This window comes from Bacillus nakamurai (assembly GCF_001584325.1).
GTDB lineage: Bacteria > Bacillota > Bacilli > Bacillales > Bacillaceae > Bacillus > Bacillus nakamurai.
The window spans coordinates 102,219-114,877 of record NZ_LSAZ01000003.1 but is presented as its reverse complement, the minus strand read 5'-3'; the positions used below and the strand labels follow the sequence as shown (position 1 = coordinate 114,877).

At 45.2% G+C, this 12,659-nt stretch carries 12 protein-coding genes, 2 pseudogenes and 1 riboswitch; of the genes and pseudogenes, 8 read left to right on the top strand and 6 right to left on the bottom strand.

Features of this window, described 5'->3' with window-relative positions; genetic code table 11:
• Positions 1 to 43: 43 nt before the first annotated feature.
• Positions 44 to 1,042 carry an NADPH:quinone oxidoreductase family protein gene (locus tag AXI59_RS02295; protein ID WP_061527264.1) on the bottom strand — a complete coding sequence of 333 codons (999 nt, stop codon included), beginning with the start codon at positions 1,040 to 1,042 and terminating at the stop codon, positions 44 to 46.
• A gap of 132 nt (positions 1,043 to 1,174) precedes the next feature.
• Between AXI59_RS02295 and AXI59_RS02290 the strand changes: the two genes are divergently transcribed.
• The 6 genes and pseudogenes from AXI59_RS02290 to AXI59_RS02265 all read left to right on the top strand — a co-directional run bounded on the left by AXI59_RS02290 (position 1,175) and on the right by AXI59_RS02265 (position 5,850).
• Positions 1,175 to 1,618: an SRPBCC family protein gene (locus AXI59_RS02290; RefSeq protein ID WP_061522408.1), complete on the top strand. Its 444-nt coding sequence runs from the start codon at positions 1,175 to 1,177 to the stop codon at positions 1,616 to 1,618.
• 121 nt (positions 1,619 to 1,739) lie between these two features.
• A pseudogene (locus AXI59_RS02285) lies at positions 1,740 to 2,595 on the top strand (manganese catalase family protein).
• A 277-nt stretch (positions 2,596 to 2,872) separates the two neighbouring features.
• Complete coding sequence (locus AXI59_RS02280) at positions 2,873 to 4,435, top strand: APC family permease (RefSeq protein ID WP_061522407.1); 1,563 nt, start codon at positions 2,873 to 2,875, stop codon at positions 4,433 to 4,435.
• 117 nt (positions 4,436 to 4,552) lie between these two features.
• Positions 4,553 to 5,134, top strand: coding sequence for a TetR/AcrR family transcriptional regulator (locus AXI59_RS02275; protein WP_061522406.1), 582 nt, complete (start codon positions 4,553 to 4,555; stop codon positions 5,132 to 5,134).
• A 72-nt stretch (positions 5,135 to 5,206) separates the two neighbouring features.
• The gene (locus AXI59_RS02270) at positions 5,207 to 5,536 is read left to right on the top strand and encodes a DMT family transporter (protein ID WP_061522405.1); all 330 of its coding nucleotides are present in this window, start codon (positions 5,207 to 5,209) and stop codon (positions 5,534 to 5,536) included.
• Positions 5,536 to 5,850, top strand: coding sequence for a DMT family transporter (locus AXI59_RS02265; RefSeq protein WP_061522404.1), 315 nt, complete (start codon positions 5,536 to 5,538; stop codon positions 5,848 to 5,850). Before AXI59_RS02270 ends, AXI59_RS02265 begins: the two co-directional genes overlap by 1 nt.
• A gap of 70 nt (positions 5,851 to 5,920) precedes the next feature.
• On the opposite strand, the gene AXI59_RS02260 is transcribed toward AXI59_RS02265, so the two are convergent.
• The 3 genes from AXI59_RS02260 to AXI59_RS02250 form a co-directional block, all read right to left on the bottom strand.
• Positions 5,921 to 7,138: a CynX/NimT family MFS transporter gene (locus tag AXI59_RS02260; protein ID WP_061527263.1), complete on the bottom strand. Its 1,218-nt coding sequence runs from the start codon at positions 7,136 to 7,138 to the stop codon at positions 5,921 to 5,923.
• A 1-nt stretch (position 7,139) separates the two neighbouring features.
• Complete coding sequence (locus AXI59_RS02255) at positions 7,140 to 7,814, bottom strand: FadR/GntR family transcriptional regulator (RefSeq protein ID WP_061522402.1); 675 nt, start codon at positions 7,812 to 7,814, stop codon at positions 7,140 to 7,142.
• Positions 7,815 to 7,948: 134 nt separating this feature from the next.
• Positions 7,949 to 8,662, bottom strand: a complete 714-nt coding sequence (locus tag AXI59_RS02250) for a GntR family transcriptional regulator (RefSeq protein ID WP_061527262.1) — start codon at positions 8,660 to 8,662, stop codon at positions 7,949 to 7,951.
• A gap of 169 nt (positions 8,663 to 8,831) precedes the next feature.
• Positions 8,832 to 8,931, top strand: a riboswitch (purine riboswitch).
• 54 nt (positions 8,932 to 8,985) lie between these two features.
• On the opposite strand from AXI59_RS02250, the gene AXI59_RS02245 reads away from it, so the two are divergent.
• Positions 8,986 to 10,146, top strand: a complete 1,161-nt coding sequence (locus AXI59_RS02245; RefSeq protein ID WP_061527261.1) for an MFS transporter — start codon at positions 8,986 to 8,988, stop codon at positions 10,144 to 10,146.
• 53 nt (positions 10,147 to 10,199) lie between these two features.
• Here AXI59_RS02245 and AXI59_RS02240 read toward each other — a convergent pair whose 3' ends face one another.
• Positions 10,200 to 10,766: a YdhK family protein gene (locus tag AXI59_RS02240; protein ID WP_061522399.1), complete on the bottom strand. Its 567-nt coding sequence runs from the start codon at positions 10,764 to 10,766 to the stop codon at positions 10,200 to 10,202.
• Positions 10,767 to 11,018: 252 nt separating this feature from the next.
• On the opposite strand from AXI59_RS02240, the gene AXI59_RS19925 reads away from it, so the two are divergent.
• The gene (locus AXI59_RS19925) at positions 11,019 to 11,192 is read left to right on the top strand and encodes a hypothetical protein (RefSeq protein ID WP_167348353.1); all 174 of its coding nucleotides are present in this window, start codon (positions 11,019 to 11,021) and stop codon (positions 11,190 to 11,192) included.
• Positions 11,193 to 11,246: 54 nt separating this feature from the next.
• Here AXI59_RS19925 and AXI59_RS02235 read toward each other — a convergent pair.
• Positions 11,247 to 12,603 (bottom strand): annotated as a pseudogene (locus AXI59_RS02235) (serine hydrolase).
• Between the last annotated feature and the right edge of the window lie 56 nt (positions 12,604 to 12,659).

The following is a 12,659-nucleotide window of genomic DNA, read 5'->3' as shown; positions in this document are numbered from 1 at the left end:
TCTCAAAAACGGGGGTCAGACCCTACAGATTGGGGACTTTTTATTATTCGTTCAGCTTGACAATGGTTCTTCCTCTCGCTTCGCCTTTGAGCAGAGTCGGCAGAATATCAGGAAGCTGTTCAAGTGTTATTTCATTTTGAATGAAGGCCTCTAGATCGGTTGGCTTGAAATCTTCAGCCAACCGCCGCCATGTTTTCTGTCTTGTTTCCATTGGACAGAAGACAGAATCGATACCGAGCAGGTTTACTCCCCGTAATATGAACGGAAATACTGTAGCCGGGAGTTTTGTTCCGGCTGTCAGTCCGCTTACTGCCACTGAACCGCCGTACCGGATTTGGCTGAGGAGCGCTGCGAGCGGTTCACCCCCGACCGGGTCAACGGCAGCAGCCCATTTTTGTTTTTGCAATGCTTTTAATGTGCCGTTGCAGACTTCGTCCCGGTGAATCACCGTTTTCGCGCCCAGGTGTTTTAAATAATCGCTTTCGTCTTCTTTCCCTGTACTCGCCTCGACCTCATAGCCTCCGGAAGCGAGGATAGAAACAGCAAAGCTTCCGACTCCTCCTGTCGCCCCTGTGACAAGCACCTTGCCTTTTTCAGGTGTTACATGATTTTCTTCAAGCCGCTGTACAGACAAAGCAGCCGTAAAACCGGCGGTTCCGATAATCATGGCTTCTTTGAGCGTAAGGCCTTCCGGAAGCGGCACAATCCAGTCAGCAGGAATACGGGCGAACTCGCTGTAGCCGCCGAAATGGGAAACACCGATTCCGTAGCTTGTCGCAATTACCTTGTCCCCTTTTTTAAAGCGAGAATCTTCTGAGGATATGACGATTCCTGCTAAATCAATGCCCGGCACAAAAGGGTAAGACGTTACGATATTGCCGTCTGGGATGGCAGCGAGGCTGTCTTTATAATTTACTCCTGAGTAGCAAACCTTGATCAGTACTTCGCCCTTGGGCAGATCATCAGCAGTCAGCTTTTGAACGCTTACTGAGAATTGTTCTTCTTGTTGATCCACTACCAATGCGTTAAATTGATTTGTCATCATTGCGTCTCCTTAACATGAAAATTGTTTGAACTGCTTTCAAAAAGCATAGAATAAGTTTGGTTTCATTTCAAATGTCACGCCCTGTTGTAGTATGATCAAAAAGAAAATAAAGTGAAAGAGTGATTTAATATGTCTGACAAGCAAAACAGCAATACAGAATTACCTGATATTACCCACACCGTCGTTTTAAAGGCGCCGATGCAAGTCGTCTGGGATACCGTCTCAACTGCGGACGGACTGGCCCTCTGGTTTATGCCGAATGATTTTACGCCTGAAGAAGGGAGCGAATTTCAGCTTGAATCTCCATTCGGCCCATCTCCATGCAAGCTATTGGATATTGATCCCCCTTACCGCCTTTCTTTTTCATGGGATACGGAAGGTTGGATCGTTTCATTTGTTTTAAAAGAAATGGAGAACGGAGATACGGAATTTACTCTTATTCACGGCGGCTGGAAAAAGGCAGACGAAGTCATTAATAAAGTGAATCAGAAAAGCTCCGACATTCACAGTACGATGAATAACGGATGGAAAGGGCTTGTCAATGAAAAGCTTCGGGCAGCGGTAGAGGCTTAATTCTAGACATGGGCGGAATGTACTTTGCTTCCGCCCCTTTTTATTAGAACTATACATAAAAACCGAATTTGTTTAGACACTGACAGCAGAAATCGAATATACATGATGAGGAGCGCTGTTTATGTACTATTACAAAGAAGGGCTGATTAACATTATTAAGCCGGACAAGCCGGACCCGGCAGCCGCCAAAGTGCTGCAGGAAATTTTAGGCGGGCCATTACGGTGAAATGCACACGATGATGCAATACTTTTTCCAAAGCTCTAATTTCAGAGGAAAAGAAAAACAATTCCGCGACTTGCTCCGCGGTGTATTTTTAGAAGAAATCGCTCATGTCGAGCTTGTCCAGCATACGATTAACGCCTTGCTTGATGAGAGCGGCGCAGAGGGAGCCGGAAATCAGGCATCAGATCAGGCGCCGATTGATGAAGCGGTGAAACACGCTAATCCGCACCATTATATTATCGGAGCGCAAAGCTCTTTGCCCGTTGACGCCGGCGGAAATCCTTGGAACGGCTCATGGGTATACAACCACGGAAATTTAATCGCAGACCTACTGGACAATGTAGTGCTCGAATCAACCGGGGTGCTGCAAAAAACAAGAATCTATGAAATGAGTTCTAACCAGACGTTCAGAGAAACACTCGGTTTCCTGATTGTTCGTGACAATGCCCATCAAAATGCGTTCTCAAAAGCGCTTGAAACGCTGGGCGTTAAATGGGGCAAATTATTCCCCATTCCGAATTATGATATTGAGAAATACCCGGAATGCCGCAAATTTGTTGAGTTGGGGTATCATAATACACAATTTAATTTCAGATTGGACTCCACCCGGATCGGAGAAATTCTGCAAGGAACAACGCCAAGCCGAAACGGCGGAGAGTTAAGCGTGTCAGAGCCGCCTTAGGAATTCCCTGTTCCCGAGCTGCCTGAACTGCCGAATGAGCACAGTCCCGGACTGAAAGATATGAACGCGTAAAGAGGCGCCCAAGTGATAAGCTTGGGCTCTTTTTTATTGAGTTGGAAACGGAATGATGTTTGATTGTGACAAAAAGGGGGAATATAAGCGTGGAGATCTTGACCTGCGGCCGTGTTCAAGTTTCTCCATCGTTTGAAACACATTTCTATACATACCTTTATCTCCGATCCGCTTGACGGAGAATGTTTACCTAATTTTCCAGCATGCCGGCTGGGTATGTTCAAATGATATTGGGAATTATGTAAAAAGAAACAATGTCTTTTTAAGGAGGCATCGAATGTCTAAGCAAGGAAACTTTCAGAAATCCATTTCACTTTTTGATCTCATCTTAATCGGCATGGGAGCTATATTTGGCTCAGCCTGGCTGTTTGCCGTCAGTAATGTTGCATCCAAAGCAGGGCCTTCAGGCGCATTTTCCTGGCTGATCGGCGGCGGGATTATTTTGTTAATCGGCTTGGTGTATGCGGAGCTGGGGGCCGCGCTGCCGCGAACCGGAGGGATTATCCGGTACCCCGTCTATTCACACGGACATCTCGTCGGGTATTTAATATCATTCATTACCATTGTGGCTTACACAAGCCTCATTTCCATTGAAGTGACGGCAGTCCGCCAATACGTGGCATATTGGTTTCCCGGTTTAACGGTAAAAGGATCCGATTCGCCGACAATTGCGGGCTGGATCTTACAATTTGCTTTGCTCTGCCTGTTCTTTCTCCTGAATTATTGGAGTGTCAAAACCTTTGCCAAAGCAAACTTCATTATTTCTATTTTTAAATATGTCGTTCCGATTACTGTTATTGTTGTATTGATTTTTCATTTTCACCCTGGCAATATGACCGTTCACGGATTTGCTCCTTTTGGTTTTACCGGCATTCAGGCCGCGATTTCTACAGGCGGCGTCATGTTTGCTTACCTCGGTCTTCACCCCATTGTGGCTGTCGCAAGTGAAGTACAGAACCCGAAGCGCAACATCCCGATCGCATTAATTGTTTGTATTATCGTTTCCACCATTATTTACACGGTTCTGCAGATCACCTTTATCGGTGCCATTCCGGCAGAAACGCTAAAGCATGGCTGGCCGGCGATCGGCAGGGAATTTTCTCTTCCGTTCAAAGATATTGCGGTTATCCTCGGTTTAGGATGGCTGGCGACGTTGGTCATTTTAGATGCGATTTTATCTCCGGGCGGAAACGGGAATATCTTTATGAATACGACATCACGCCTCGTTTATGCCTGGGCGAGAAACGGAACGTTATTCAGTATTTTTTCCAAGGTCAATAAAGAAACGGGAACTCCGCGGGCCTCTCTGTGGCTCTCGTTCGGGCTGGCTGTTTTTTGGACGCTGCCCTTCCCTTCATGGAATGCGCTCGTTAACGTGTGCTCCGTTGCGTTAATCCTTTCCTATGCCATTGCGCCGATTTCTTCAGCCGCACTGCGGGTAAATGCGAAGAATATTGATCGGCCGTTTTATTTGAAAGGCATGAGCATCATCGGGCCGCTGTCATTTATATTTACATCTTATATTGTGTATTGGTCCGGTTGGAGCACCGTTTCTTGGCTGCTCGGTTCTCAAATTGTCATGTTTTTGGTCTACCTTTGCTTCAGCAAGTACGCTCCTAAGGAAGACGTCAGCTTACAGCAGCAGCTGAAGTCGGCTTGGTGGATTGTCGGTTTTTACGTTATGATGCTGATTTTTTCTTATATCGGGTCCTTCGGCCACGGATTGGGTATGATCAGTAATCCGCTCGACCTTATTTTGATCGCGATCGGTTCGCTTTGTATTTATTACTGGGCGAAATATACGGGTCTGCCTAAGGCTATGATCGACAATGATAAATGAAGGATGCCGGAAAGAAGATCTGCTTCTTTCCGGTATTTTTTTGTTTTATGGGTGACAAAAAAGAGAAAATACGATAAAATGAATGACAGTCATTCATAAAAGGAGGGCCGCCTCTCTATGGCAAAACAAACCTCGGGAAAATATGAAAAAATCCTGCAAGCGGCAATTGAAGTGATTTCTGAAAAGGGTTTAGACAAAGCGTCCATTTCAGAAATCGTGAAAAGAGCCGGAACAGCCCAGGGCACTTTTTACTTATATTTTTCTTCTAAAAACGCATTGATTTCAGCCATTGCAGAAAATCTGCTTCATATGACGCTGGATAAAATTAAAGGAAAAATAGACGGGACTGAGGATTTTTGGACTGTTTTGGACATTTTGGTTGATGAGACATTTCACATCACCCATCTTCATAAAGATATCATCGTCTTATGTTATTCAGGCCTCGCCATCGACCATTCGATGGAAAAATGGGAAGCCATTTATCAGCCGTATTATTCTTGGCTTGAGGGCATCATTAGTACGGCGATTGAAAATAATGAAGTGATCAGCGGTATTAATGTGAGATGGACGGCCAGAACGATTATCAACGTTGTCGAAAATACGGCGGAACGCTTTTATATCGGCTGTGAACAGGACGCCGGTCTCGATGTATATAAAGAAGAGATCTTCAGTTTTCTCAAAAGAAGCTTGCAAAAATGATTGGTGTGCACCGATCATTTTTGCCCGCCATAATAATGACTGACATTCATTCATAATTGAGGTGTATAAATCATGTATTGGCTGTTTGTATTGATAGCCGGACTGTTAGAAGTAGTTTGGGCATCTGCCCTTAAATATGCGGATTCGCTTTTTGATTGGATTATCATCTTTCTGTTGATAGCCGTCAGTTTTCTGCTGCTGATTCGCTCTTACAAAAAAATTCCGATGGCTGCGGCGTATACTGTTTTTGTCGGTATAGGCACTGTCGGCACTTACGTAACGGGCATCTTTTTAGGCGAATCCTTTTCCATCGGGCAAATCTTCTTTTTGACCCTGCTTCTGTCCGGAATTTTAGGAATGAAATTATTTACGAAAGAAAATAAAACAAGGGGTGAACACTAATGGCTTGGCTGTTGTTATTTATTGCCGGAGCAGAAGAAGTTGTGGCGGCCGTTGCCATGAAGCATATTGACGGCATGAAGAAAAAGTGGCCGCTGATTGTCATGGTTTCTGGTTTTATGCTTTCATTCTTTTGTCTTTCTAAAGCGATGCAAGTCCTGCCGACAGGTGTCGCGTATGCGGCTTGGACCGGTATGGGGAGCATCGGTGTGACAGCCGTCGGCATTTTTTGGTTTAAGGAACGGTTTAATCTGTCACAACTAGTGTCGCTCGGCCTTATTCTCATAGGCGTCATCGGCTTAAAGCTGACGACATGAGAAATTTTTTTGATAAATATTGAAAATAAAAAACCAAGGACGCTGCGGAGTCCTTGGTTTTTTCGCGTGTTTAGTTTGTTGTAATCTGTTCGGCTTTACCCGCTCCCAGACCGAAAATGAGAATGAGGACGGATACTGCAATCAGCATGAATAACGGAATCGTCCAGCCGTGCGTGACGTCATGCAGCAGCCCGAACACGAGGGGGCCGAACGCGGCAAGCAGGTATCCGAATGACTGAGCCATTCCGGAAAGCGCGGCGGCTTCATGAACATGCTGTGTCCGCAGGCTGAAGAACATCATCGCCAAACTGAATGCACACCCTCCGGCTATTCCGATCATGATGACCCATAATGGAGTGAGAGCCGCACTTCCGATGAGGACTCCGGCTATTCCGATGAGGAAACATAAAGCCGTCAGTCCGGCAAGTACGCGCTGATTTTTCATCTTAGCCGCGATGATCGGCACAATAAAGGTAATCGGAAGAACCGAGAACTGCATTAATGACAGCATCCAGCCGGCTGTGCTTGAGCTGAGCCCTTTCTGCTGAAGAATCTCCGGAAGCCACGCAATCACTGTGTAAAAAATAAGGGATTGCAGCCCCATAAACAAGGTCACTTTCCAAGCTAACGGTGACCGCAAAAGACTGTTTTTCCCCCGGCCTTCCGCACCCAACGCGCCGGCAGGTATTTCCCGGCCTCTCATTTGCGGAATCCAAATGATAAGCGCAATCAAAGAAAGAATTCCCCAGCAGCCGAGCGCGCCCTTCCAGCCAAAGCCTGCTAATGAGGCAATCGGAACACTGATACCTGACGCAATGGCACCGCATAGATTCATAGAAACAGAGTAAATGCCGGTCATGACGCCTAAATTCCCGGAAAATCTGTGTTTAATCAGACTTGGCAGCAGCACATTGCATACGGCGATCGCTAATCCCAATAAAACCGTTCCGAAAAACAGAGTGCCGATCCCGGCTAATGACCGCAGAAGGATACCGGCCGTCAGTACAATTAATGATGACAGCAAGACAAGTTCCGTTCCGAACCGCCGGGACAATAAAGGAACAAAAGGCGACAGGCATGCAAAGGCAAGCAGCGGCACGGTCGTAATGGTTCCGGCAGCCGCATTAGACATGCCTAAACTGTCCCTAATGGACGCAACCAGCGGTCCGACTGATGTAAGAGGCGCTCTGAGGTTCGCTCCTATAAAAATGACTCCGATGATCAGCAATATCATTTTCTTACGTTGATTTGCTTTTATCTCTTGATGTTCGACTTGTTCAGCATTCATATTAATCCTCCATGTGTATTGTATCTTTAAATCCTGTGATGTATTGATTGACGGCCTCCATGGCCTGATCCGCTTTTTGTCCGATAATTGCAGCAACAAGCTGACTGTGGACCCGGATATCAGGGGTAATTTCCAAAAGATCATGAACTGACATGCAGAGCGCATCTGTCATATGCTCATACAGATCTGACAGCATATTGTTATGGGCCGCCTGCACGACGGCTTTATGCAGTTTAATATCCGCCTTTGCATACGCTTTTCGGTCGTCGGTTTTTATGGCCGCTTCACATTCATCAAGGCATGCGGTGAGCAGTTTGAGATCTTCATCATTGCGTCTCAGCGCCGCCAATCGCGCGGCTTCACGTTCGAGCGCATATCTGACCTCTAACGTTTCAAGCAAATTTGATTTTTTAATATGACGGTAAAATGCCGCTCCAAGGACACTTGATGAACTGACATATGTACCGCTCCCCTGCTTTGTCTGAAGCAGGCCGGCGTGAACGAGCGCCCGAATGGCCTCCCTAAGCGTATTTCGGCTGACATCAAACTGCTTCATTAAGTCAAGCTCAGGCGGAATGCGCGTCCCGACCGGCCATTTATCCGACTGAATTAGTGATTCAATTTGGGACACAACCTGTTCTACGAGTGACAGTCTGCTTGTTTTTGATATATCCATAAAAACACCTCTAAAATTTGTAGGATGATTATATCATTGGATAATATAACATAGAAAAAGAGTAGTGTAAATCGGTGAGCGGATGATTCTACGCAAAAAAGAGCGAGCTTATTTCACTCACTCTTCGGCAGCTATTAACGCTTTATATTCACTGATGTCACGACAAACTTATCATGGCGGTGGCGGGAAAAGGAATATTCGAAGGGCGTGCCGTTATCTAAGAAGCCGACATGCTCTACTTCGAGGATCGGGTCATCCGATTGGCAGCCGAGATATTGCTGGTCCATCTGATCTGATTTACACGCCCTGATTTTTCTGTGCGTTCCGGCGATTTTCAGATGAAGACCGTTCGTAATATGATCATAAATGGAATGGTTCAGCACCTCGTCATTAATGCCGGGGATCAGACTTGCCGGCATGTACGTTTTTTCCAAAACATACGGCTCACCTTCTACAATTCTCAGCCTCACTACGTAATAAACGGGGGTTTTTTCATCAATTGCTAAATGCGCGGCAACCTCTTGTGACGGAAATTGCACTTCAAACCGGATCATCCTGCTTTTTACGTCTTTGCCTTTTAACAGATTGCTCAAGCCGAGAATTTCATTGCTGACCACATGCACATGCTCGTCCTGCATGGCTGATTGAATGATAAAAGTGCCATGCCCTCTTTTTCTGAAAAGCAGGCTCTCGGCCGCAAGCGTATCCAGAGCGCGTTTCATCGTCATCCGGCTGCATCCGAATTCTTCTGCAAGCGTCAGTTCATCAGGGATCGGCTGATCTATGGCATATATATTGCTTTTAATCCTCGTTCTCATTTCATTGGCGATTCTTTCGTACTTATTCATCGGTTTCCTCCGGCTGTATAATGTTGATCTCTATAGACGGCTATCATAAATTTTTTTCACCGCTTCATCAATGACCGTTACATGTGACTGTGATTGAATTTGAAAGGATTTCCTCCATTTTGCTATGGAATCTGTCTCACTATTATGGTAGAATTTTTTGCAGAAACGAAGAAAATGAATACTGAATTATTGTATAACCTCAATGATATGGTTTGAGGGTGTCTACCAGGAACCGTAAAATCCTGATTACAAAAATTTGTCCCGTACATTTTTTGTAATCAGGATTTTTTATTTTCTAAAAAATAAAAAAGGAGTAACTGTATATGAATTTCAAAGTTTTTCTGCTTGCAGCATCTACAATTTCAGTCGGATTGGTTGAATTAATTGTGGGCGGCATCCTCCCACAAATCGCTTCCGATTTGCACATATCCATTGTGAGCGCGGGACAGCTGATCAGCGTGTTTGCTCTTGGCTATGCCATCTCCGGTCCGCTGCTCCTAGCAGCGACGGCAAAGGCTGAACGAAAGCGGCTTTATTTAATTGCACTGTTTATCTTCTTTTTAAGTAATCTTGTCGCTTACTTCAGCCCGAATTTCACCATGCTTATGGTGTCGCGGGTGCTCGCTTCCATGAGCACTGGGCTGATTGTGGTTCTGTCTTTAACCATTGCGCCTAAAATCGTCGCCCCTGAATACAGAGCACGGGCGATCGGCATTATTTTCATGGGCTTCAGCTCCGCAATCGCTTTAGGGGTACCGCTCGGAATTATCATCAGCAATTCCTTCGGCTGGCGTGTGTTATTTTTAGGGATCGGATTATTATCTCTTCTCTCCATGCTCATTATCAGCATCTTTTTTGAGAAAATACCGGCAGAAAAGATGATTCCGTTTCGTGAGCAAATCAAGACGATCGGCAGCGCCAAAATTGCGAGCGCACATCTTGTCACCTTGTTTACATTGGCCGGGCACTACACGCTTTATGCCTACTTTGCGCCCTTTTTAGAAGCGACGCTTCATTTGAATTCTGTATGGGTCAGTGTATGTTACTTCCTCTTCGGGATATCAGCGGTATGCGGAGGACCGTTTGGAGGCTGGCTCTCTGACCGTTTAGGATCGTTTAAAAGCATTTTGCTTGTGACCGTATCATTTGCCGTTATTCTGTTCATTCTTCCGTTAACGACGGTGTCTCTGGTTATTTTCTTGCCTGCGATGGTCATTTGGGGATTGCTCAGCTGGAGCCTCGCGCCTGCGCAGCAAAGCTATTTAATCCGTATTGCCCCTGAATCTTCCGATATTCAGCAGAGCTTTAACACTTCTGCTTTACAGATCGGCATTGCGCTCGGGTCAGCCATTGGGGGCGGTGTGATCGGACAAACAGGCTCCGTCGTATCAACGGCATGGTGCGGAGGTTTGATTGTCATCATCGCTGTCGGGTTAGCCGTATTTTCTTTAACAAGGCCCGCTTTGAAAAATAAATCTGCATGAAGAAAAGACCGCAAAAAAACCAAAGGCAGTCCTTTGGCTCTTTTGCGGTTTCTTTATTTTGCGGATGTAAGCTCGTCTTCTGTCACCCATTTATGATTGGTTACTTTTTTCCCGCCAGTTGTCGGTGTATAGTCGACCATGTAAACGGTTGTCTTTTTGGCTGAGTCAATGACGGCTTCCGCTCCCTTCATGCCTTTCATATGGGAAGCCTCCAATGTGGCTTTATCACCCGGTTTTAACGTTTTATCGCCGGCGCCCTTCAATTCCTCCTGAATGACCCACTTGTGGTTTTCAACACGTTTTCCTCCCGTTGTCGGTGTATATGACACGCTGTAGACAGTCGTATCATAAGCTCCGGTTACAGTTCCTTGTGCATTTTTCATGCCTTTCATATGAGAAGCCAGAATCATGACCTCGCTGCCTGCTTTATAAGTCGGATTTTCGGCTTCCTTTAATCCCTTCGGCACTTCGGATGTGCCTGAGTGGTTCATGTCTTCATGAGAGTGCATATCTTTGTCTTGTCCTTTTTGGCTGCTGCCCGACGATTGGCTGTTGCACCCTGCAAGCGCCAAGACGGGAATAAGCAGAAAAATGCCGAATAAGAATGATTTCGCTTTCATTTTCAAGCTCCTTTACCTTATGATTTTTTTACTTTACCCTTATGACTCTTTCGTAAAACCAAATTTTTCTTTGTTTTTATCACCAATGAAGACAACCCTAAAGCTTCTATACTCTATGGAGTCCCGAAAAACCTCTATATGATCCTTGGAAATATAAAATTGCGTCATTGAACAGGTGAATTTGTTCACAAAATGTACACATTAATGGAAATGCTGTATAATTCAATTATTAGCAAATGGGGGGATCTCATCTTGAAAACGAAGGTTTTTACGGTGGTATTGGGCGTTATTTTGATGGTTACGGGGATTGTATTGGCAGACGTTTCACTTTATATGGAATACATAACGATGCTTGGGGCTATGATTTTCTCTTCTATTTTTATGGCAAAGCCGAAAAGAAAATTTCACGTAGTGAAAGGGTCCTGACCTTTTATTAAAAATCGCCGTCTGTTGAAGACGGCGATTTTAGTTTGCATACATTTAGTTTAAGCGCACCGCTGTTTCTTCCCTGCCGTCCTGAAACAAGACAAAATGTGCTGCGGTTTGTTCTTTATCCGCCGCAAATTCAATTTCAACCGGCAGCGCCCGGACGAAATAACGCGTTTCTGTAAGCGGGAATAATTCGAAGGGCGTTTGTCCGTCTATTTTCATATAAGCCGGTCTTCTGTTACCGTCACAGATGCATGTGTATCATCCTGAAATAAGTAAGTGCCGATATACCTGCTGTAAATCGCCGGATTGATGTCTGCTTTTTTCTGATCCGCCGGACGTTTCGGTATCACATACGGCTGATCAAATAAGATATTTTCTGCCGCGGCAATCACCGCTTGTTCAAATTGATCTTCTTGTTCCATATTACTGAGGTAAATCAGTGTTTTATTTTGATCCGTATACCGGAGCATCAGAGTGGAATAGCCCGGCCAGCCTCCGCTGTGGCTCATGATCTTCCCTTTGTCGGGGCTGTTTTGAATCACCCAGCCAAACCCATATCCGAAGTCCTCCTCTTCATTCCAATAGCCGGGTGAAAAGGCTTGATCTTTTGAGTCTTTGCTGATGATTTCTTCCGTATACAGAGCTTGATCAAACAAATATAAATCTCTTATGCTGGAGTTGACGGTTCCGTCACCTTGAATCCCATCAAGATAGACGACATAATTGGTTTCCTCGAGTTCATCAGGCAGTATATATTCACCGGAATGCACATCGTACACATAGCCATACGCATAGTTCGGAATGTTTTCGTTGTTCAATCTTCTGTTATAAACCCGCGTACCGCTCATACCAAGGGGAAGAAATACGGCATGTTTCATAAATTCAGCAAAACTCATACCCGATGCTTTTTCAATGATAACCGCTAAAACAACATATCCCGTATTGCTGTAAAGCCAGCCTTCATTCGGCGGGAAATAAGCAGCCGGCCTATGTTTTAGAGCATATTTATAACATCCTGATTAACGGCAATGTTGTCCCGGTCCCAATGTTCAAGGAACAACTCTATATAATCCGGCAAACCTGATGTATGCTGCAGCAAATGGCGAATGGTAATACCCGGATACGGAAAATCGGGAAGCCAGCGCTCTATCATATCATCATACCTTAACTTCCCTTGCTGCTCTAAAATGATCATCCCCAGAGCCGTGAATGGCTTCGATACTGATGCCAATTCAAAAATCGATTGGTCATTTAGCGGCCTGTTTGTTTTCAGCTCTGCATCGCCGAACGAACCCTGATATAAGATTCGGCCGTTTTCCGCTGCCAACACCGCCCCGTTTATTTCATGTTTCTCTCCTAAAGCGCTAAAAAGGTCTTCAAAAGCTTGTTTTTTCTTATTGTTCACACTCATCCCCCTCTGCAAGACACTGTTTCTGCCCTTAGTCTCTTTTGTTATACGGA